We start from the raw sequence: 21,521 nt of genomic DNA on the forward strand, positions 1-21,521 counted from the left end.
GGTAATTGCCTCCCGGCTTTTGGGTTAGCATTTGCAGCCGTCATCCAAAGTAACTAGTGCACAATGTTTCGGCAGAAAGCTCTCCATGTGACTTAACGAATCTACCCCTTGATTGAAAAGAACACGGCTGCGATTCCATGGTTCTTTTATCGCAACACTCTGTTCGCTGAAGTTCACATCAATACGTAGTTGACTGCCATCTCCCATGGTCCAGGTGGCAGTCACTGCTCCTTCTCCCAAAATTTCTACGCCGGTAGAATAAGTGCCGGGTAAACGGGGAATAATGTCCAAACAACGCAAACGTAATAGGGTGCGATAAAAATCACGCCATTCTTGTTGTTGCTTGGTTAACTTTGAATAAAATGGTTTAGATGTCTCAAATGTACAAACATCGTTTGGGTCGGGAAGTGAATGTTGATCAGATAATTGATGTGCAGTAAAAGAAGCAAACTCTTTACGACGCCCTTCGCGGACTGCAGTCGCTAATTCTTCAGGATGATCGGTAAAATAATAAAAAGGTTGATCTAAACCTAATTCCTCACCCATAAATAAGAGGGGAATCATCGGTGAAAGTAGCATTAAGGTAATTGCGGCTTTTAAGTTATCGGGGTCGGCTAATTGAGTAAGTCGCTCACCCAATGCACGATTACCAACTTGATCATGGTTTTGTAAAAATAAAATAAAAGCTAATGGAGATAAATGAGCGCTAGGTTCGCCACGGGGTTTGCGGGCCAAGCAGTCGTCACCTTGAAAGATAAAACCTTCGCTAAGGCAGCGGGCTAATTTGGTCGTGGGGGAATCGCTAAAGTTGCCATAATATCCCTCTTTCTCGCCGGTGAGCAAATGGTGCAATATGTTGTGGCCATCATCATTCCACTGTGCAATAAATCCATTTTCCAACAACTGGCACGAATTATTTTCGTTTTCTAGCATGAGGTGAAGGTATCTTCCTTGAGGTACGGCGTTATGCAGTCTGTTGGCTAATTTGATTAGAAAATCATTGTCATTGATGGCATGTACGGCATCAAAACGTAAACCGTCTACGCGATAATTGCGCACCCACATAAGGGCATTTTCAATGTAGTACTGCTGTACCTGAGGGCGACGAAAATCTATTGCATTGCCCCACGGTGTTTTTATATCGCTGCGGAAAAACTCACTCGCATATTGCCCAATATAATTTCCCTCGGGCCCGAAATGGTTGTACACCACATCGACAAATACCATAAGCCCGAGTTGATGTGCGTAATCAATTAATCCCTTTAATTCCTCTGGGGTGCCATAACTACTTTCCGGCGCAAAGGGCAATACACCGTCATAACCCCAATTTCTCGCCCCGACAAATTCCCCTAATGGCATTAACTGAATTGCGGTTACTCCTAGTTCAACCAGATCTGGGAGCTGTTTTTTTACCCCACTAAATCCGTCCAACAACCCGACATGTAATTCATAAATGACAGTTTGATACCAAGGCTTGCCATACCAATGATGTGTTTTCCATTGATAGGCGCTGTGATCTATCACTTTGCTCCAGCCGTTTACATCACCGCATTGGGCATAGGCTGCCGGATCTGGGACAGTTAAATTCCTGTTGATGATAAATTTATATTTTGCTCCAGGTCTGCAACCAATAACTTTTGAATACCAGCCTTCATCATAAGGATCCAATGGTATTTCACTTCCATCTGCAAACTGGACAGTCACTTCTTGTGCATCAGGTGCCCAGAGCGAAAAAATTGTCTTACCATTTTTATAATGGGCTCCATGAGTTGGTTTTCTGAGTAAATTTGTATCAATCGATAATAATGTCATTTGAGGTTCTACTCTTGAAAATTAAAATGAAAGATTTAATTTGCGTTGCCATGCTATGGGCAGTTTTCTCAATTTTCTGTAAAAAATCGTATCTTTTTTACACCGGCGGCTGGCGTTCCGGTTTCTCTATTTGCTCTGACGAGGGAACTGCATCAGGCACGGATTCAGTAATGGAGGCACGCAATTTTGGTAGGCAATCAGGCTGATTTTCCATAATAAAATTAATCATTTTTTCGCGAATAAAGCAGCGCAAGTCCCAGTTTTTTGAAGAGTCATTGGAGCTGACCAGCATCCGCAGTTGGATGGTTTTTTCATTGCTATCGGTAACTTGTAACCCGCATACTCTGCCATCCCATAATTCGGGAACTTGAGCGCATAAGCTTTTAAGCTCAGTGCGCAATTGTTCGATATTGATTGAGTAATCAACCCATAAAAATATCGAACCTAATAAGCTAGATGTTTTTCGCGTCCAGTTTTGAAACGGGTTTTCAATAAACCACTGCAGCGGCACGATTAAACGCCGATCATCCCAGATACGAATGACAATATAAGTTCCGGTAATTTCTTCTACTCGCCCCCATTCGTTTTCAACAATCACAACATCGTCCAGGCGAATAGGTTGTGTTATGGCTAATTGCAAACCAGCAATGAGATTGCCCAACACGGGTTTTGCTGCAAAACCCACTGCAAGCCCAGCTACGCCAGCAGATGCAAGTAAGCTTGTGCCAAATTGACGCGCGCTGGGGAAGGTCATCAACATCGCAGCAAGGCCGAATAAAAATACAAAGAAGCTAAGGGTTTGCACTAGAACTCGGGTTTGGGTTTGTATGCGTCGTGCCGCCAGGTTGTCGCTAATATCCATTGGATTCTTTGCGATAATAATTTCCTGAATGGCTTTAACAGCAGCAATGCCCAGCCATGTGATGGTCGCGATTAATGCTAAGGTAGCCAGTTTTTGAATGGCGGAAAGAAAGGGCATCTCATCCGGCGCTGAGTGTACAACGCTATAAAATCCTATGAGTGGTATTAACCAGTGTAGTGGGCGACGGATGTTATTGGCTAAAACATGCAGAAACGGAAATGGTCGTGTAATGCGAATTAATAATTTTGTTAACCAAGGCGTAGTCAAGCGCAATAAGATCATCGCAATAATAGCGACAGCATTGAGCTTTAACGCAGGAACATATAATTCCCAATTGATATCTACAACGGTTTCCATTTCTCTTAACCCATTAGTGTTTGGTAGTCCTTTATTCTTCCTTGAATAAGGTTTGGCAATTTCCTTTGGTGACTTCCGGCGACTCTCTTTTTGTCATGAAAGTGCTTATTCGCAGCGGATATTAATGCGCAGCGGAAATAGGCATATGGAGTAAAGCAAAAATAGATCCAACTTTAAGTAATTTATTAAATGAATAGAGTGTGAAGCGTTTTTTGTCCGCTGCTACAGCTAAGTAATGCTAAATAGGTAAAATAAGAGACCTATCTCGAGTATTGATGTTGCCTTGTCATCTAAATACGCAATTTTAAATGACAATGGATTTACCAATATTTGTATTTTTTTCAAGAAATCTGATTTTTTACAAGGTGAGCGCAGCTAGTGCTGTCCTAGGGGGCATAGACTGCTCGTTATTAATACATCTAGCCCAAGCTTCTATCTGTACGTTGGTGCACTTAGGTGGGGTATTAAGGTGCGTCAATGATTGGGAAAACATTAATTGCGTAGGTAAATAACTATAGGTAGGATGCTCGTTTTGTTGATTTACACGCTAAAGGTAGGCTCAAATCGCCCACTGAAGCAATCTAACCAATAACGGATTTACCGTCATCGGATTGAATAAGAGAACGCTTATGTCTTTCGTCAAAGAAATTGTTTTAACGTTTAGCTGTCAGGATTCCAAAGGTTTGGTGGCCGCTGTTGCCACATTATTTGCAACCTTGGGTTTTAACATCAAAGAGTCTTCGCAGTTTGAAGATGTGCAAAGCAACCGCTTTTTTATGCGCACCGTATTTGAGTGCCCGAGTGGTTATAACCTAGGGCAAATTCGTTCGCTGTTTAAACCGCTGGGTGAACAATACCAAATGGATTGGGATATTTTTGACAGTGGCAGCAAACCGCGTGTGTTGATTGCAGTTTCCCAATGGGGGCACTGTTTGAATGCGTTGCTTAACAGCTGGAAAAATGGTTCGCTGCCGATTGATATTGTCGGTGTGGTATCTAACCACAATGTGATGCGCGATCTCACCGAATGGTATCAATTGCCCTTTCACTATTTGCCAATCACTGCCGACACCAAAGCAGAACAAGAGGCGCAACTCTGGCAATTGATGCAGGATTTACAGGCGGATTTTTTAGTGCTCGCGCGCTATATGCAAATTCTCTCGGATGATTTGTGTAAAAAGTTAAATGGCCGTGCGATTAATATTCACCATTCATTTTTACCGGGTTTTAAAGGTGCAAAACCTTATCACCAAGCCTTTGAGCGCGGGGTTAAACTGATCGGCGCTACAGCACACTTTGTCACTGCCGATTTGGATGAAGGCCCGATTATCGAACAATCTGTCGAGCGCGTATCACACATTAATTCGCCCGATGATATGGCCGAAATAGGGCGCGATATTGAAGCGGTGGTATTGAACCGCGCGGTGCGCTGGCACGCAGAGCATCGGGTGTTGTTGAATGGGACGAAAACGGTAGTGTTTTCACGATAGGCAAAAATCTGATCACGAAAATCAGTAAAAAAGGCGCGAAGGTAAGTGATTACCTTCGCGCCTTTTTTGTTGGAATAAAAATTTGATTAAGTTATGTGCTCGTCGCCTTTTTCGCCGACACCGCCAACGCCAACAAGCCCAGTGCAACAATGCCAAACGACACATTCAAGCTGCTTATCTCAGCGATAAAACCAATCAGAGCTGGCCCCGCCAATAATCCCGCATAACCCATGCTCACCACCGCAGAAATCGCTAAGCCCATGGGCATGGCAGTTTGGTTGCCCGCAGCAGTAAACAGCACTGGCACCAGGTTGGATGCACCCAAACCGACCAGTATAAAACCAATAAATGCTGCGGCGGTAAAAGGGATAAACACTACCAACAAAAAACCGAGTGCAGCGCAGAGCCCGCCCCAAAATATTACGCGGGTGCCGCCGAGGACGTTGACGATTTTATCGCCGGTGAAGCGGCCAATAGTCATGGCGACGGAGAAACAGGCGAAGCCTAATCCGGCGTAGATTGGATCTATACCGCGCAAGGTATTGAGGAATACCGCGCTCCAATCCAGCACTGCACCTTCAGCGAGAAAGGCGACAAAACAGAGCGCGCCGATGAGTAATACTTTGCCCCGTGGCAAAACAAAAAAGGGTTCGCGTTCGTCGCTGCTGTTTTCGCTATTGTTTTTGGGCAATAGATCTTTTGCGCAGTAAGCCAGCATCAGTAAGAGAGCGATGGTCAGGCAGAGCAGGGCGTGAAAGGGCGATAAACCCAGCCACATAAGCCCACTCATCATCACTGCGCCAAAGATCCCGCCCAGACTGTAAAAACCGTGGAAACCCGACATCATCGCGCGGCCGCTGGCTTTTTCTACCACCACCGCTTGCATGTTCATAGCGACGTCGGTGGCGCCGAGTGTCATGCCGAACACCAGCAGGTTTATGGCCATGATGGGAAGGCTTGGGGAAACGGTGAGGCACACCAAACTTACACACATAAGTAACAAACTGACGGTGATTATTCGGCGGTAGCCGTACCGGTTTACCAGCGGCCCGGTCACGGGCATCGCCAGCAGCGAGCCGACGCCAAAACACAGAATCAATAAACCGAGGGTGGATTCGCCAATCGCCAGCCGTGTTTTAACAAACGGAATCAGTGGCGCCCAGGCAGACATGGCAAGGCCGGTGATCAAAAAAGCAAAACGAGTGGATATTTGTGCTTTGCTGGCGTGTGCAACCTGGGGGAGAGATAAATCAGTAACAGCCATAAAAATTCGTCAGACTAGGAAATAAAGGGCGCATAGGGGGTTAGTCAGATAAAACGCGCGCACTATACCAATCCCCATGGCGCGCTGAGGTGAGGAATTGTAAAGCGCTGCTGGGCGATGATTGTGCGCCCAAGATGATCTAACGCAAGTGATGGTGAACCAGAAGGGTTTAGACTTTCACTGAGTACAGACTCCAAATTCATTGCGCAGGATTCGCTTATGGCTCCACTTCAATTACTCGCCGCACTGGTTCCCATTCTTGCTGTTTTTTTGTTGCTAGTGCTGCTGCGTTTACCTGCCTCCCGCGCCATGCCACTGAGTTTATTGGCAACAGCCGCTGCGGCATTTTGGGTGTGGCAGATACCGGTGGTGCAATTGGCTGCGTCGGTGCTGGAGGGCTGGATTATTGCGTTCACGATTTTAGTGATCGTATTGGGCGCCATTGTGCTGCTCAATACCCTCAGGGCGACGGGCGCCTTAGTGGTGATTAGCCAAGGGTTCTCCGGCATCTCGCGCGATCATCGTGTGCAGGTCATTATCGTCGCTTGGCTATTTGGCGCTTTCCTTGAAGGTGCCAGCGGTTTTGGTACGCCTGCTGCCATAGGTGCTCCGCTGCTGGTGGCGCTGGGCTTTCCGCCTATGGCAGCGGTGGTGATGGCGTTGATTGGCGACAGCGCACCCGTCTCGTTTGGGGCAATTGGCACGCCGGTGATTGTGGGTGTGGGGCAGGGTATTCCCGGTGTCAGCCCCAGTGAATTGCAGGCGATAGCTGTGACGGCAAGCGCTATGGATTTGTTGATCGCGAGCTGTTTACCCCTGTTGATGGTGGTGTTGCTCACCCGCTTTTTCGGTGCCCATAAATCCTGGCGCGAGGGTCTGGAACTAGGGCCTTTTGCACTTTTCAGCGGCTTGGCTTTTACCCTTCCCGCGCATTTGGTTGCGCGCTTTTTAGGCCCAGAGTTTCCCAGTTTACTGGGGGCCTTAGTGGGCTTGGGGTTAGTGGTCTTGGTGGCTCGTCGCGGCTGGTTACTGCCGAGCACGCCTTGGCGTTTACCCACTGCCGACGAGCTAGGTACAGAGCATGGCGCCTCGTTCTTATCCCCCACGGGTAGAGCACCAATGGGGTTGTTTGCGGCATGGCTTCCCTACCTGGTTTTAGTCGGGTTATTGGTATTGACCCGCATAGACGCCTTGCCATTTAAAGCGCTATTGCAATCCGTTGTGGTGGATTTTAAGCACCTTCTGGGTACCGGAATATCTACCCGTGTTATGCCTTTGTATCTGCCCGGCACCTTGTTTGTGTTGATAGCACTCGCGGTGGCAGTGTGTAATCGACTGCCCTTGGCGACTACAGCTTTGGTCTGGCGCGACTCTCTTATGCGCTTGCTGCCAACGCTGATTGCGCTGGGTGCTTCTGTGCCCATGGTGCGAATTTTCATCAATTCCGGGGTGAATGGTGTTGATCTTCCCGCTATGCCAACGGCGTTGGGGCAGTTGGCGGCGGCCAGTTTTGCCAGCCATTGGCCGCTGGTGGCACCGTTTATTGGTGCGCTGGGTAGTTTTGTTGCTGGCTCATCCACTTTTTCCAACATGATGTTTGCCAGTCTGCAGCAGGATGCCGCGCTGGCTAGTGGCTTATCGCCCAAGGTGATTGTCGCTCTGCAAATGCTTGGCTCCAATGCGGGCAATATGATTTGCGTGATGAATGTTGTCGCGGCGGCCTCGGTGGTTAAGTTGATGGGGCGCGAAGGTGAGATTATTCGCCTCACGCTCCTGCCCGCACTGCTTTATTGCAGCGCGGCGGGCTTGATCGGCTGGTGGCTTGCTGGCTGATTAAATTCGGCAAGGTTTATTGCTGCCAATAAATCAGTGGGTTTTCATTTGGCACCTGTACCTGTGAATGCGCGGGAATGACACGCAAGCTAAAGTCGCTAGCGGGGCGATCCTGTGGCAGTAGGCCAGTGTAGTGATAGGAATTGGCGATACCGGCGCGGACGAGTGTAAACGCGATGCGCGCAGCGGGGTGCGTATCGGTTGCGTCGGCGATTGCTTCCACCGCGATGTGCTTCGGTGCAATCGCTCCCAAGTGGATATTTGCCTCCCATTGCCAGCCGGTTTGCGTCTCGCTGAGGCTGCGCTCGCCGATATGAATTTCGTGCCAATGTTGGTGTAAGTGACGCGTCCAAAGATTGAGCGCCCGGGCGAGACTCGCCTGATTTTCAATCCGCTGTTGAAACCCCTCTGCAGCGGGTAAGTAATACTGCTCCAGATACTCCTGCAACATCCGGTTGCTGCTAAAGCGCGGGGTCAATTGCGCCATGCTGGTCCGCATCTGCGCGATCCACTCCTTGGGTAGATCGTCGGCATCACGCGCGTAAAAGCGCGGGATTACTTCGTCTTCCAGCAGGCGATAGAGTTGCTCTGCGTCGATGCTGTCTTGCGCTGTGTCATGCTCCTGTCCATCGCCCAAGGCCCAGCCGAACTCGGGCTGATAGGCTTCGGCCCACCAGCCATCCAGTGTCGATAAATTCAATCCGCCATTGACCAAGACTTTCATACCGCTCGTGCCGCTGGCTTCCCAGGGGCGGCGCGGGTTGTTGATCCACAAATCGACACCCTGTACCAAATGTTGCGCCAGGTCTATGTCGTAATCTTCGATAAATACCAGATGGGTGGCGACTTCTGGCCGCTGCAAAAATTGTTGCCAGGCTTTCAGTTTGGTTTTGCCCATGGCATCCGCTGGGTGTGCTTTACCGGCGACAATCAGCTGCACCGGAAAGCGCGCATGGCACAGAATGCGCGCGAGACGATCTGGGTCATGCAGGAGTAAGTCCGGGCGCTTGTACTCGGCAAAACGACGGGCAAAACCCAGAGTGAGAATGGCGGGGTCAAGTGGCATTGCAACGGGGATTGCACAGCTGGAGGACGAGGACTCATGGCGCCATTGGCTCACAAACCGCTGGCGCGCATAGTCCACCAAGCGCGCGCGACCCGCCGCGGCCATCTGCCATAACTGCTGGTCGCTGACGTGCTGCAAGGCGGCGGGGTCGAGTTTATGCAGGTCATCACGCCAGCGATCTTTGCCAAACGCCTGGGTCCAAATGGCATCTGCCTCGGGCGAATCCCAGGTGGGAATATGCACGCCGTTGGTGACATGGCCCACCGGCACATCGCGCTCTGGCCAGCGCGGGAATAGCGGTTGGAAAATGCGTTGGCTCACGCGCCCGTGCAGTTCGCTCACCCCGTTGCTGCGCGCACAGGTGCGCATCGCGAGGTAGGCCATATTGAAGGGTTCGCTGCTGTCGCTGGGGTTGGCGCGCCCGAGTACCAGAATATCGTCCAGTGTTACACCCATCGCCAGCGCCGATTCCCCAGCGTAGCGATGCAAAAGTTCGGCGGGGTAGCGATCAAACCCAGCGGCGACTGGAGTGTGGGTGGTAAACACATTGCCCGCTCGGGTTGCCCAGAGTGCCTCCCAAAAGTTCACCTTGTGTTTGTCGCAGAAACAGCGAATGCGCTCCAAGGTGGCAAAAGCGGCGTGCCCCTCGTTCAGGTGGCAGATGTCGATATCCAAGCCAAGGGTTTCAATCAGCCGCCAGCCACCAATACCTAGCGCGATTTCTTGCACTAGCCGCAACTCCGTACCACCGCCGTAAAGCTGGCTGGTGATGCCCCGGTCATGGGGTTGGTTGCAGGGGTGATTGCTGTCGAGCAAGTAGAGCTTCACTCGGCCAACCTGTGCCACCCAGATTCGAAAGCGCACGCGGCGGCATAAAAAACTGGTTTCAATGTCTAGCCAGCGGCCATCGCTATCGCGCAATGGCTCAATGGGCAGGCTGCCGGGGTCGTTGTAGAGGTATGTTTCTTCCTGCCAGCCGTCGCGGTTGATGCTTTGGTGAAAATACCCCTCTTGATACAAGAGGCCGATGCCCACCAATGGCAAGCCCAAATCGCTGGCGGTTTTAAGATAGTCACCGGCCAACATGCCCAGCCCACCAGCGTAGAGTGGCAGTGCATCGCACAGCCCAAACTCCATGCTGAAGTAGGCGATTCCGCGCAGCTGTGCATTGGTCGAATCGGACGCATTGGTCGCATCGGGTACATTGGTCGAATCGGGTACATTGGTATAGGTACGTGCGTACCAGCCCTGCTCGAACAGGTAATCTTCCCGTGCTTTGACCAGCCGGTGCAGTTCTTGCAAAAACTCAGTATCTGCTGCCAACCGCTCTAATTCCGCGCCGCTGGTCAGTTGTAACACGCTCACCGGGTTGCCGGTCTGCTCCCATACTTCGGCATTTAAGCGCCGCCAAAGTTGGTCGCTCGCGTGGTTCCAGCACCAGTGCAAGTCGGAGGCGAGTTCCTGTAATACCAACAGGGGCTCGGGTAACAGGCGTTCAAAACTGGGCATAACAATCTCCTGGTGAGGCTATTCGGTTGCGTGGCGCCTTTGTTGACGCCGGGCGATGAATTTCTCACCCTCGACGAGCACAACAATCGGGCTGGTGGCGAGCGTGATGATCAGCCAATCCCCAGGGCTAATAGCAGCGACCGAAAACAGCGTCTGACTCAACGGCAGATAAGTGAATAGCAGTTGGAAAATCAGCACCAGGATAATTGCCAATAGGCTGGGGCCTATGCCTTGCCAATAGCGCGAGTGCCAGATGGCGTCGTAAAACGAGCGCGCACCGAGCAAATAAAAACATTCAAAGATGACCAGCGCATTAACGGCGATAGCATGTGCCTGCTCGATGCTCGCCCCCTGCCCAAGTTTCCAGCCGAACAGCGTGAATACCGTCGCTGCGCCTAAACCGCCGACTAGCAGGATGCGGTATAGCAACGCCAAATTGATGATGCCTTGCTGGCGGTGGCGTGGCGGGCGCGCCATGATGTTGGCTTCGCTGCGCTCAAACACCAGCGCCAGCGAGAGAGTCACTGCGGTGATGGTGTTTATCCACAATACCTGAGCGGGGGTGATGGGTAGCATCCAGCCCATGATGATGGCCAGTGCAATCACGCTGGCTTCGGCAAGACCGGTGGGCAATATGAAAGCGATGGATTTGACGATGTTGTCGTAAATCCTGCGTCCTTCAATTATCGCCTGTTCGATTGTGGCAAAGTTGTCGTCGGTCAGCACAATCGCACTCGCTTCGCGCGCCGCATCCGTGCCTTTCATTCCCATAGCAACGCCTATATCGGCGGTGCGTAGGGCGGGGGCATCGTTAACGCCATCGCCGGTCATGGCAACCGTGTGTTGGCCTGCTTGCAGCGCTTCCACCAGCTGTAGTTTGTTGGCAGGGCTGGTGCGCGCAAAAATATTCACGGTTTCAGCAATCTGGCTGAATTCAGCTGGGCTGAGCAAATCCAATTCGGCACCGGTCATCACCTTGGTCGCATTGAGCCCTAGTTCTTTGCCGATCGCTGCCGCAGTCACCGGGTTGTCGCCGGTAATCATCATTACCCTGATTCCCGCACTGCGACAGGCAGAAATAGCGGTGATGGCCTCGGGACGCGGCGGATCACTCAGCCCCGCAAGTGCCACCATTACCAGGCCTTCTTGCATGTCTTGATGGCTAAGTGTTTGTTGGTCATCCGGAAGGCTTTTGCAGACCAGCGCTAATACCCGCATACCCTGAGTGGCGAGATCATTCAGTTGTTGTAACCAGTAGGTTTTGTTCAAAGGCTCATTGCCGCAGGTTCCCAGTTGCCATTGGCAAAGCTCCAGCAAGCGGTCGGGCGCACCCTTTACGGCCATGATGTGTTGGCGCTCTGCTGTGCCATTGTCGTCGCGATACAACACGCCCATGTAACGCTTTTCGGATTCAAACGGTAGCGTATCGAGTCTCGGCCATTGCTGTTGTGCCTGCGCAGCCCTCAGCCCTAATTTGAGTGCTAGCACATAGAGCGCGCCCTCGGTGGGATCGCCATGCAGTTGCCAGCCCTTGTCACTGCGGGTGAGATTGGCATCGTTGCAGAGCAGTGCGATACGGCAGGCCTGGTTTAGTTGATGGTCGCTGCTGAGTGTTTCGGGCCCTATCGGTTGCGGTTCACCTGCGCGGCGAAATTCTCCATGGGGTTCATAACCTTCGCCGCTGACCCAGTAGTGGGTGCTGGCAGTGACAAGCTGCCGAGTGGTCATCGCATTGGCGGTGAGCGTGCCGGTTTTGTCGGTACAAATCACATCCACTGAGCCTAATACCTCTACCGCCGGTAGCCGACGCACCAGCGCATGCTCCGTCGCCATGCGCCCGACACCAAAGGCAAGGGCGATAGTGACTATGGCGGGCAGGCCTTCAGGGATGGCGGCAACCGCGATACCAATTGCGGCTTGGAACATTTGTGCCAGCGAGTAATCGCGCACCAGAATGCCGAAAGCCATGGTCGCAGCCGTCACTATTAAAATCATTAGTGTCAGCTGTTGCGCGAGTTTGCCCAGTTGGCGCTGTAAAGGCGTCGCGCTGGTTTTTGCAGTTTGCACCAGCTCGTTGATGGCGCCAATCTGGGTATGGCTGCCGGTGTTGATCACCAACCCGCGCGCTGCGCCCTGCGTCACCAGGGTGCCCATGTAGGCCATATTGCGGCGTTCAGCGAGCAGTGTGGCGGCCTCAAGTGCGATGGTGGTTTTGCTTGCCGATTGGGATTCGCCAGTGAGTAAAGCTTCATCGCAGCGCAGTTCTTTGCACTCAACCAAGCGCAGGTCTGCGGGCACCTTATCGCCCGCTTGCAGTAGCACCAGGTCCCCCGGCACCAACTGGCTGCTATCGATACTGATGGCGGCACCCGTATCGCTACGCATCACCATGCACAGGCTTTTGCTCATCGACATAATCGCGCGGAGCGCCGCTTCGGCTTTGCCTTCCTGTAGGTAACCGATAGTCGCGTTGATCAGGATCACCGCAAAAATCACTCCGGCATCGATCCAATGTTGCAGGGCGATGCTAATCGCTGAGCTGGCTAATAAAACGTAAATAAACAGATTGTTAAATTGCCGCAACCAAAGGCGCCAAGCGGGCGTGGGCGGGGTGATGGGCAATTGATTAGGCCCCCAGTGCTGGCGTCTGCTGGTCGCTTCTGCGTCGGTGATGCCAGTGGGGCCGCTATCGAGGCTGCTGAACAATTGTTCCGTGGTTTGCGCGTGGGCGTCATCCACCAGCGTTGACTGAGTAACGCTGGTGCTGGTGAGTGTGTCCATCAATTATTCCTTCGGTTGGTCTGTGAATTAATTAACGGTGCACATCTGCGCCAATTCGTTGCGCTCAAAATGGGTGATATTGGCGAGGGTAATATCGGCGATGGCAGTGAGCGCCTCGCGGGTGAAAAACGCTTGGTGGCCGGTGATTACCACATTGGGAAAGGTCAGCAGGCGGGCAAACACATCGTCTTGCAGGAGCGCATTGGACTGGTTTTCAAAAAATAAATCGCCTTCTTCCTCGTAAACATCCAGACCGAGATGGCCAATTTTTTTGCTTTTGAGTCCGCTGATTGCCGCGCGTGTATCAATTAAGCCGCCGCGACCGGTATTGATAATCATCACGTTGTTTTTCATCTGCGCGATGCTGTCGGCATTGATTAAATGGTGGGTGTTGCTATTGAGTGGGCAGTGCAGGGAAATAATATCAGCCTTAGGCCACAGGTCGTCGAGCGCAACATAGCGCACACTCGCCGCAGCGAGGTTTGCGTCCGGTTGTGGGTCGTAGGCGATAACCTTGCACCCAATACCTTGCAGAATGCGCGCAAATACCGCGCCGATTTTCCCGGTGCCAATCACGGCGACGGTTTTGTTAACCAAGTCAAAACCGAGCAGGCCGTTGAGTGAATAATCATTTTCACGTACCCGGTGATAAGCGCGATGCAAATTGCGGTTGAGCATGAGAATCAACCCCAGTGCATGTTCGGCAACGGCGTGGGGTGAATATTCGGCGACGCGCGCAACAACAATTCCACGATTTTTTGCGGCGACTAAATCCACTTGATTAAAACCAGCGCAACGCAGTGCGATTAATTTTATGCCTAAATCGGACAGCTGCTGCAGGACGTTTGCATCCAAATGGTCATTCACAAAACAGCACACTGCGGTACAGCCTTGTGCCAGCAGTGCGGACTGCGAATTGAGTTGAGTCTCAAGAAACACTAAATCGTGGGGCTGCACGAGTGCGCTATTAGCTCGCACTAAAAATTCGCGGTCGTAGGGTTTGCAACTGAATACGGCAACGTTCATAGGATTCTTCCTTTTAATGACGATTCAACGTCTGATCATAATCTTAATTACGCACGATTGTCTCGCGAGCGCTGTGATGCGCAGGGATAGGAAGGTTTAATGTAAGTGTGTTCGCGCACAGAGCTTGAATAGGCTCTTGGCGAGAATGAAGTTAAACGCTTTTCTGGGCTCGTTATGCGCTGGTTTCATTGTCGAAAGTATTCTTTTTTCACCACGATAGCCGCAATTTTTGGAGCGGGAGTGGCGCTATTCTTAGTGTTTATATTGTGTATTGTATTGTTTTCCGAATGTCTATTGCGTGCATTGATTGAGATCAAGGTAAGTCAGTTAATAGAGCGTGATATATCTTTGGATGGCTCTATTGGTGTCGATTGGCATTGGCGCGATACTCGAATTCATCTTGCCAAACTCTCTATAAAGAACAATCCGCGCTTCAATGATAGTTATATGGCCACTGTAAGCGAAATTGATGTAACGTTTAGACCCCTACAATTGTTGCGCGGGCGAGTCGACATTAGCGAGCTTGTGATTCGGTCGCCGAAAATATTTCTCGAGCGAAAACTCGACGAGTCCGCTAATTGGCAGTTTTCCAAGGGAGAGAGGGCTGAATCGCCGGCTGACACGACTGATCAATCTCGTTTTACAGTCCCGCTGATCGATCATTTGCAAATTGCTAATGGTCATCTCGTTTTAAATGATGCCATCAAAAAATTAAATTTCGAAATCAACATTGATTCTATTAATGCGGCGAATAGTAAGTCCCAGAAGGATACTGTGGATAAGGGTTATGTACTCAAGGGTCAAGGAAGCATGGAAGGGCAGCCATTCATTGTTGAGGCTGCGGGCGGTTCTCTCGAAGCGTTGCGCGATTATTCAGTTCCTTTTCCATTGCAATTTAAATTGGAAATGGGTGAGACGAAAGTATTGCTTGAAGGACAATTTCAAGATCCTTTACGACTCGTCGGAATTGACGCGCTGCTGGTGTTAGAGGGTGAGAGCTTGGCGGATATTTTTTACCTTACTGCAATTCCTCTTCCTCCAACCCCCCCTTACACCTTTTCAGGCCGATTAACTAAGAACGGAGAAATATGGGGCTATAAAAAGTTTGACGGACGGGTGGGCAGCAGCGACTTGTCTGGTGATTTATCCTACGACCTTAGTGGTTCCCGCGGTAGTTTAACCGCCGAGTTGCGGTCGCAGGTGCTTGATGCAGCAGATTTGGGTGGCTTTATTGGTCTAACACCGGCCCAGGAACGCGAAAACAAAGATAAAACCAAAACCATAATTCCTAATGTTCCGTTAGCGCGTGAGCGTTTACGTGCGACTGATATGGATATTCGCTTGAATGCAGAGAAAGTGGCAGCACCCAATCTTCCATTTAAAGAAATGGACGTAAAGTTTGATTTGCGCGACGGCATTTTAAAATTGGATCCTCTGAAACTGGTTCTGGCGGATGGTAATGTGGATGGAAAAATTGAAATCAATGCTAATTCAGAAAAACCGCCAATGAAGATGGATTTAAATGTGCGCCAGTTGAACTTGCGGCAATTTTTTAGTGGCACCCGTTTTAAAGAAACCACTGACGGGTTAATTGGTGGGAGAGTTTCGTTAGCAGGTGAAGGAGCTTCATTGTCTGATGTGTTGGCTAGCAGCGAAGGAGAGTTAACGTTTTTAATGTCGGGTGGCAAAATTAGTCAGCTTTTAATTGAAGCTTCCGACTTGGATATAGGGCAAGCGTTGCCGCTATTTTTTGGTAAAGATAAAGCCACGAGCATTAACTGCGGAGTGCTGCATTTTGATGTCAAGAAGGGGCTGCTTCAATCAGATGTGGTGGTGCTAGATACTAAGGACTCATTGTTGGTAGGTGACGTCAGGATTGATTTGGAAGGTGAAAAGATTGATGCGCGTCTTGATGCGAAACCTAAAGATAACAGCATGCTATCGCTACACGTTCCAATTACAATAACCGGTACACTTAAAAACCCGCAAGTAGGTCTTGATCAGGAAAAAACGACTGTGCGTGGGTCCGCAGCTATCGCGCTCGGTGCGCTGTTGAGCCCATTTACCGCGATATTCGCGTTTGTGGAAAAAGGGGATGATCGAGATGCCGACTGTCAAGCATTAATAGACGCGGTGAAAGTGGCTTCATATTTATCGAACGAATAAAAAAACATCTGAAAATTTATGTAGTGACATTATTTTTCCGGTTTGTTATTGGTTACCAGAAATTCCAATCCCACGCCAGGATCTTCTTCGCCGCTGACTGATACGTCGTCAGGGCTGGAAGCTTGAGACGCTTTTGCATCCATCACCATATCTTTATCTAATGGATAAACATGGTCGGTTACTGGGGCTTGATGAGTTTCCTTGGGGTTGATTTTTCCGGGATTGAATTTTTCCTGCCGATCAGAATCAGTAAAGTTAGATTTATTTTCAATGTTGTCGATTGTATCTTTCACGCTGGTGTCCTCATTGATTGTTCCGTTTGTGGAGATGGCGAATTCCGAGGGTTCAATATGCTCGCCACGGCGGTTAGCATAAATGCGGGTAAACTCGGCGCCGAATAATAGGATCAATCCGGCGTAAGAAACCCAGAGCATAATCAGAATAATTGAGCCAGCGGCACCGTAGGCAGAGGCGGGGGAGCTATGGCCGAAATAAAACCCGAGCGCCAATTTAGCCAGTACAAAGAGTAATGCAGTTACGAAGGCGCCAATCCACACATCTTTCCATGGAATTTTGGCGTCTGGAAGGAATTTAAAAATAGCGGCAAAGAGAAAAGTGATAACCGCTAGCGACAATGAAAAATCCAGAAGGCGAAAGACCATATTAAAGGTGGCGGAAAAGTAGTATGAAACCCAATCACCTATAATTGAAAGTAATGCTGACAGTAATAGAGATACTAATAAAATAAATCCGACCGCAAGAATTAGCCCAAAGGAAAAAACCCGATCTAAAATCATTTTCACAATTTTTCGCTCGGTTTGCGGCTGCACTTCCCAAATTTGGTTGAGGGTCTGTTGTAACTGATAAAAAACCCCGGTTGCACCAAAAATTAAAGTCGCCACGCCAATTAATGAAGAGAAGGTAAAGTCTTGATTTACACTTGCGTTGGCAATAATAGTTTCAACATCTTTAGCCGTATTTGCGCCAATCATGCCTTCTATTTCTGAGCTAATCCGACGGGTTATCGCTTCTTCACCATAAAAATATCCCGCTAGATTAATAATAATCACTAACAACCCCGGCAGTGAAAATATCGTATAAAACGAAATTACCGCCGAGTTTCTGAAGGGTTCTCTTTCAAGCCACTGGTTGAATGTGTCACGAAAAATATGGCTAAAATTTTTAATTTGTTGGCGTGGGATCATTTTATATCCTTGAAGAAAGGATTAAGAACGCTATTTATTATTGATTATGGCGGGGTGTGTGCGATGGTCACAGTGCGGTCGCACACCTTGCTTAGTTACAGTCCTTGACTATTGTTGTTCGGCGGTTTCGAGCGCGCTGCTCATTGTGCCCGCCAACATTGCTACAAGTGCGCTATAGGCTTCCGCGAGGCTTTCAGGAGAGCCATTGCAATCTTGACTATCAATATAATGCTGCTGAGCCACTGTTTGTTTGGTGGTACTATCGATAAGTTTCCAGCTGGCATTGATGACTGCTTTCCCATTAATTACGTGCAATTCATGGATATGTAAACGGATGCTAAATGTGGGCGCACTATCATGGCGCCACGGAAACATTTCGATGGCACGGCTCGGGTCTTGGTTCATCAGGTTGATCGCTAATACGCGGGTGATACCTTTTTGTAAGGGTTCACCCCAGTAGGCGTTTTCGGTTAGTTGCAAACTGTTTTCGCTGCGATTCACCTGCAATTGTGAACGTTGTAAATAATCCGCAACCACAATTGGGCCCAAGCCAACTGAGTGGGTTATCGCCGTTGGTTGAGCATTGCTGTTTGTTGCGCTCAATAAATAAAATTGTTTTCGTGGTGAATGCTGGCAGCCCACTAAAAGGCTTGTTGTGATGATGGTGAGAATTAAGGTGCGCATCATATTATTCGTCCTTATTGGTAAGTTGTTTGCCACGCAATAGCGCTTCGGGCTGTTGATCAAGTGTTTCGCTGAGTGAACGGAAGGCTTGTGCCGATTGGCTTATTTCAACCAGGGTTTGGTTGAGTTGGTAGATCAGTGGCGAGTCGTCAGAAAAACTGTGGTGAATGCTATTGGTCGCTTTATCCAATTCATCCAAACTTTTCTGCACCCGCACCATTGTCGTTCTTAATTCATTGGCGACTGCCGGTGTTTGTTGATTGAGGTTGGCGAGTAGCTGGCGCAATTCGCTGTTGGTCTTGTCCAGGTTTTTGCTGAGTCTGCTCACATCTTGCCCCGCTTGTGAAAAGGTATCTGCAGCGGTTTTTACACTGGTTAAGGTGTCTTCTATTGCACCGTTTGCAGCTATTTTTGCTAACCGTGAGGTCAGTTTTTCGAGGTTTTTTGCTATGCCTTTGAGGTTCAATTCTTGTAAGTTCTTGGTGATCTCTTCGAAACCGGTACCCACGGTGGGCAATTCCAGAGAGTCATCTTTTGCTCCGTATAATACGGCTGACGTATCGGGAAAAAAGTCCAGTTCAACATATAACAAGCCGGTCAGAAAACTTTGGAAATTTAATTGCGCGCGCAAACCTTTATTAATAGCCTCTTCAAAAAACTCGCGTTTGACCTCAGTGCCTTTTCGGTTGATGTGTTTCAAGGCCAAGTCACCCGTCACCGCTGTGAGAACATTACCTTTGTTATTGTTGGTCTGATCGTTATTGTCAAAGTTGATTTGAATATCGGTTATTTCCCCAATAATCACCCCTTTTAATTTAATGGGTGCGCCAATTTGCAGCCCTTGGACCGAACCTTCAAAATACATAATGACGCGTTCTTTCTGCGAGAACATATTGCCGCCAGAAAAAAATATCAGCGCAAAAAATATCAATGTTAAAGCGCCGACAATAAACGCGCCTATGGTGAGTGCTTTGTTGTTTTTGGTTTTTTTCTGTTTCAGGTTCTTATTCATTGTCGCTCCGTTTCTGCGGTTCCTGCACGGCTTAAAAATTGTCGCACTTTTTCTTGTTGGCTGTGATGTAGCAAATGTTTCGGGTCGCCTGCATCCAACATGGTTTTCGCTTGCGCATCGAGAAACACACAGTTGGTGCCGATGGATAAAATACTGGGCAGCTCATGGGACACGATGATGACCGTGGAATCCAGCGCTTTACAGATTTGTACAATTAATTGGTCGAGCCGCAAGGAGCTGATGGGATCTAGCCCTGCGGAGGGTTCATCAAAAAATAATAATTCCGGGTCAAGTGCAATGGCGCGGGCAAGGCCTGCGCGTTTATGCATGCCGCCACTGACTTCAGCGGGGTAAAAAGTTTCGTATCCAGCCAAGCCAACTAAGGCCAACTTGTAAGCGACAGTTTCGGCGATTTGTTTTTCCGATAAGTCGGTATACAGCTGCAAGGGCAATGCAATATTTTCGGCGAGGGTCATGCTGGAAAAAAGTGCGCCCGATTGATAAGTAATACCCCAGTTTTGCAGCAGCGTTAATTTGGTTTCGTCGTCTGATTCATAATAGTTGACACCCTCGTAGCGAATTTCACCTTTGCTGGGCGCAATCAAACCAATCATATGTTTGAGTAGTGTGGTTTTGCCGCAGCCGCTACCACCAATCACAAAAAAAATATCATTTTTGCGAATATCAAAATTCAAATCCTGTTGCACCACACGCTCGCCGTAGCCAATGCTGAGATCGCGTACGCTAATAAAGGGCGTAGTACTCATGGTTAAATTCCCAGCTTGTCGTAAAGAATGTTGAAGGCGGCATCGGCTACGACTAGATACACAATGGCGCGCACTACAGCATTAGTGGCGGCCATGCCCACTGCATCGGAATTGCGGCCGCAATCTATTCCCGCTTGGCAGCCAGCAACGGCAATTAAAATACCGAAGAACACGCTTTTAATTAAACCGGTGGCAATGTCCATCCAGTCCACTGCACCTTGGGTTTGCAAAATATATTGGCTGAAGTTCACATCCATTCCGGTGGCGACCAACGCACCGCCCAGCATGCCGACCACATCGGCGTAAACGCACAACAGCGGCATAATAAATACCAGCGCCAACAAACGCGGTAGCACCAAAAATTCCATGGTAGACACCCCCATGGTTTTGAGTGCGTCAATTTCTTCGTTGACTTGCATGGTGCCTAATTGTGCGGCGTAGGCGGCCCCGGTGCGGCCCGCCATGATAACGGCGGTCATCAGTGCGCCCATCTCGCGTACCATTCCCAGCGCAACCAAATCGGCGACATACACTTGTGCGCCCAGTTGGCGTAACTGCACTGAGCCGAGGTACGCGAGAATCATGCCGACTAGCAGTGCGATCAAGGTGACTATCGCGAGGGCGCGAGGGCCGACTTGATGGATAAAAAACAGAATATCTTGGGTACGGGTTTTGGCATCGCCACGCAACCATTTACCCAGCGCGATGCTGGCATCGCCGATAAAAATGAGGGTGCGTGCCAGCCCTTGCCATTGGCTGTTAGCCGTTTTGTACACGCGAATTAAAAAATGTTCGCGTGCGGCACTGCTGCTGGGTTGATAAGCCGGAATGGCGGTGGCGAGCCCGAGCAATTGTTGCAATGTGTCGGGCAGTTGTTGGGTGTCGAGGTTAATCTGCTGTTGATCGCACCACTGGGTTAGTTGCAGCAATGCGCTGGCCAGGCTGGAGTCCCATTCGCCGAGTTCATCGGCATCGACAACAAGTGTTTTGCAGTTTTCAGGGATGGCGGCGCAGAGGCTTTCGCCGTCGGGGCTATCGCCCAATTGCCAGTGACCGCTGAGCCGAAGTTTTGCGGCTGCGGTTTGAGGTTCCGTGTTATCAACGGCTTCGATGCGAAAATGCAAAACATTCATCCTTTCATTTCAAACGGGCTACAGGGGTTCAGCATAATACAAATCGGCAAGCATCGGGCGCAGCAAGCGGAGCCTCCATACAGAGCAATTCTCCTCTGCTTGCCGCGCCCAACACTGTTATCCTGCGCACCTTACGCCGTCAACCATCAAATTAACCGGACATTATGGCCAGATTACTATTCAAACTCGCGCAAGTACCTGATGACGAAGCGGCGGACATTCGCGCGTTGTTAAATGAACACCAGATTCAATTTTACGAAACCGATGCTGGATTCTTCCGTGTGGGCTTGGATGCAATTTGGCTGGCAGATGGCACGCAAGAAGAGCAGGCGCGGGAGCTGCTGAAGGCGTATCAAGCTGAGCGCTCTCTTCGCCAGCAGCAAAATTATGCGCAGTTGGTCGAGGCTGGGCAGGTGCCGAGTGTGTGGCAAGTGTTTTGTGCGCAGCCGATTCGGTTTATTGCATCGGCGCTGGCGATTATTTTTGTTGCGGGTTTAACGCTCATTCCGTTTCTGATGTTGCTGCGCAATCCCTAAAATGACATTGCGCAGATT

Annotated in this window: 15 protein-coding genes; 4 read left to right on the forward strand and 11 right to left on the reverse strand. The window is 49.7% G+C overall.

From position 1 onward, the window contains the following. Window positions 1-24: 24 nt before the first annotated feature. Window positions 25-1,812 (reverse strand): malto-oligosyltrehalose trehalohydrolase, encoded by a 1,788-nt coding sequence (gene treZ / locus AC2CG4_RS01435; RefSeq protein ID WP_484484559.1) that lies wholly within the window; start codon window positions 1,810-1,812, stop codon window positions 25-27. A 97-nt stretch (window positions 1,813-1,909) separates the two neighbouring features. After that, window positions 1,910-3,031, reverse strand: coding sequence for a mechanosensitive ion channel family protein (locus tag AC2CG4_RS01440; protein WP_484484560.1), 1,122 nt, complete (start codon window positions 3,029-3,031; stop codon window positions 1,910-1,912). Between the two features lie 629 nt (window positions 3,032-3,660). On the opposite strand from AC2CG4_RS01440, the gene purU reads away from it, so the two are divergent. Continuing rightward, window positions 3,661-4,521 (forward strand): formyltetrahydrofolate deformylase, encoded by an 861-nt coding sequence (gene purU / locus AC2CG4_RS01445; protein ID WP_484484561.1) that lies wholly within the window; start codon window positions 3,661-3,663, stop codon window positions 4,519-4,521. A 91-nt stretch (window positions 4,522-4,612) separates the two neighbouring features. On the opposite strand, the gene AC2CG4_RS01450 is transcribed toward purU, so the two are convergent. Next, the gene (locus AC2CG4_RS01450) at window positions 4,613-5,785 is read right to left on the reverse strand and encodes an MFS transporter (protein ID WP_484484562.1); all 1,173 of its coding nucleotides are present in this window, start codon (window positions 5,783-5,785) and stop codon (window positions 4,613-4,615) included. A gap of 219 nt (window positions 5,786-6,004) precedes the next feature. On the opposite strand from AC2CG4_RS01450, the gene AC2CG4_RS01455 reads away from it, so the two are divergent. After that, window positions 6,005-7,618, forward strand: coding sequence for an L-lactate permease (locus AC2CG4_RS01455; protein ID WP_484484563.1), 1,614 nt, complete (start codon window positions 6,005-6,007; stop codon window positions 7,616-7,618). Between the two features lie 16 nt (window positions 7,619-7,634). Here AC2CG4_RS01455 and glgP read toward each other — a convergent pair whose 3' ends face one another. From glgP to AC2CG4_RS01470, 3 genes are read right to left on the reverse strand one after another with little or no spacing between them, the layout of a single operon-like run. Further along, window positions 7,635-10,193: an alpha-glucan family phosphorylase gene (glgP, locus tag AC2CG4_RS01460; protein WP_484484564.1), complete on the reverse strand. Its 2,559-nt coding sequence runs from the start codon at window positions 10,191-10,193 to the stop codon at window positions 7,635-7,637. Between the two features lie 18 nt (window positions 10,194-10,211). Continuing rightward, window positions 10,212-12,974, reverse strand: a complete 2,763-nt coding sequence (locus AC2CG4_RS01465; protein ID WP_484484565.1) for a cation-translocating P-type ATPase — start codon at window positions 12,972-12,974, stop codon at window positions 10,212-10,214. Window positions 12,975-13,001: 27 nt separating this feature from the next. Then, window positions 13,002-14,000, reverse strand: a complete 999-nt coding sequence (locus AC2CG4_RS01470; protein WP_484484566.1) for a 2-hydroxyacid dehydrogenase — start codon at window positions 13,998-14,000, stop codon at window positions 13,002-13,004. 174 nt (window positions 14,001-14,174) lie between these two features. On the opposite strand from AC2CG4_RS01470, the gene AC2CG4_RS01475 reads away from it, so the two are divergent. After that, complete coding sequence (locus AC2CG4_RS01475; protein WP_484484567.1) at window positions 14,175-16,166, forward strand: AsmA family protein; 1,992 nt, start codon at window positions 14,175-14,177, stop codon at window positions 16,164-16,166. Between the two features lie 29 nt (window positions 16,167-16,195). Here AC2CG4_RS01475 and AC2CG4_RS01480 read toward each other — a convergent pair whose 3' ends face one another. The 5 genes from AC2CG4_RS01480 to AC2CG4_RS01500 form a co-directional block, all read right to left on the reverse strand. Then, window positions 16,196-17,371, reverse strand: coding sequence for a YihY/virulence factor BrkB family protein (locus tag AC2CG4_RS01480; protein WP_484484568.1), 1,176 nt, complete (start codon window positions 17,369-17,371; stop codon window positions 16,196-16,198). Between the two features lie 108 nt (window positions 17,372-17,479). Continuing rightward, complete coding sequence (locus AC2CG4_RS01485; RefSeq protein ID WP_484484569.1) at window positions 17,480-18,058, reverse strand: PqiC family protein; 579 nt, start codon at window positions 18,056-18,058, stop codon at window positions 17,480-17,482. 1 nt (window position 18,059) lies between these two features. Then, window positions 18,060-19,067 (reverse strand): MlaD family protein, encoded by a 1,008-nt coding sequence (locus tag AC2CG4_RS01490; RefSeq protein ID WP_484484570.1) that lies wholly within the window; start codon window positions 19,065-19,067, stop codon window positions 18,060-18,062. Continuing rightward, a complete protein-coding gene (locus AC2CG4_RS01495) occupies window positions 19,064-19,834 on the reverse strand; it encodes an ABC transporter ATP-binding protein (protein WP_484484571.1) in 771 nt (256 codons plus the stop codon). Before AC2CG4_RS01495 ends, AC2CG4_RS01490 begins: the two co-directional genes overlap by 4 nt. A 2-nt stretch (window positions 19,835-19,836) precedes the next feature. Beyond that, window positions 19,837-20,967 (reverse strand): MlaE family ABC transporter permease, encoded by a 1,131-nt coding sequence (locus AC2CG4_RS01500; protein ID WP_484484572.1) that lies wholly within the window; start codon window positions 20,965-20,967, stop codon window positions 19,837-19,839. A gap of 164 nt (window positions 20,968-21,131) precedes the next feature. Here AC2CG4_RS01500 and AC2CG4_RS01505 point away from each other — a divergent pair, with 164 nt between their 5' ends. Further along, window positions 21,132-21,503: a DUF6164 family protein gene (locus tag AC2CG4_RS01505; protein ID WP_484484573.1), complete on the forward strand. Its 372-nt coding sequence runs from the start codon at window positions 21,132-21,134 to the stop codon at window positions 21,501-21,503. Window positions 21,504-21,521: the final 18 nt, after the last annotated feature.

This window comes from Cellvibrio sp. ATLC23, from assembly GCF_057196725.1.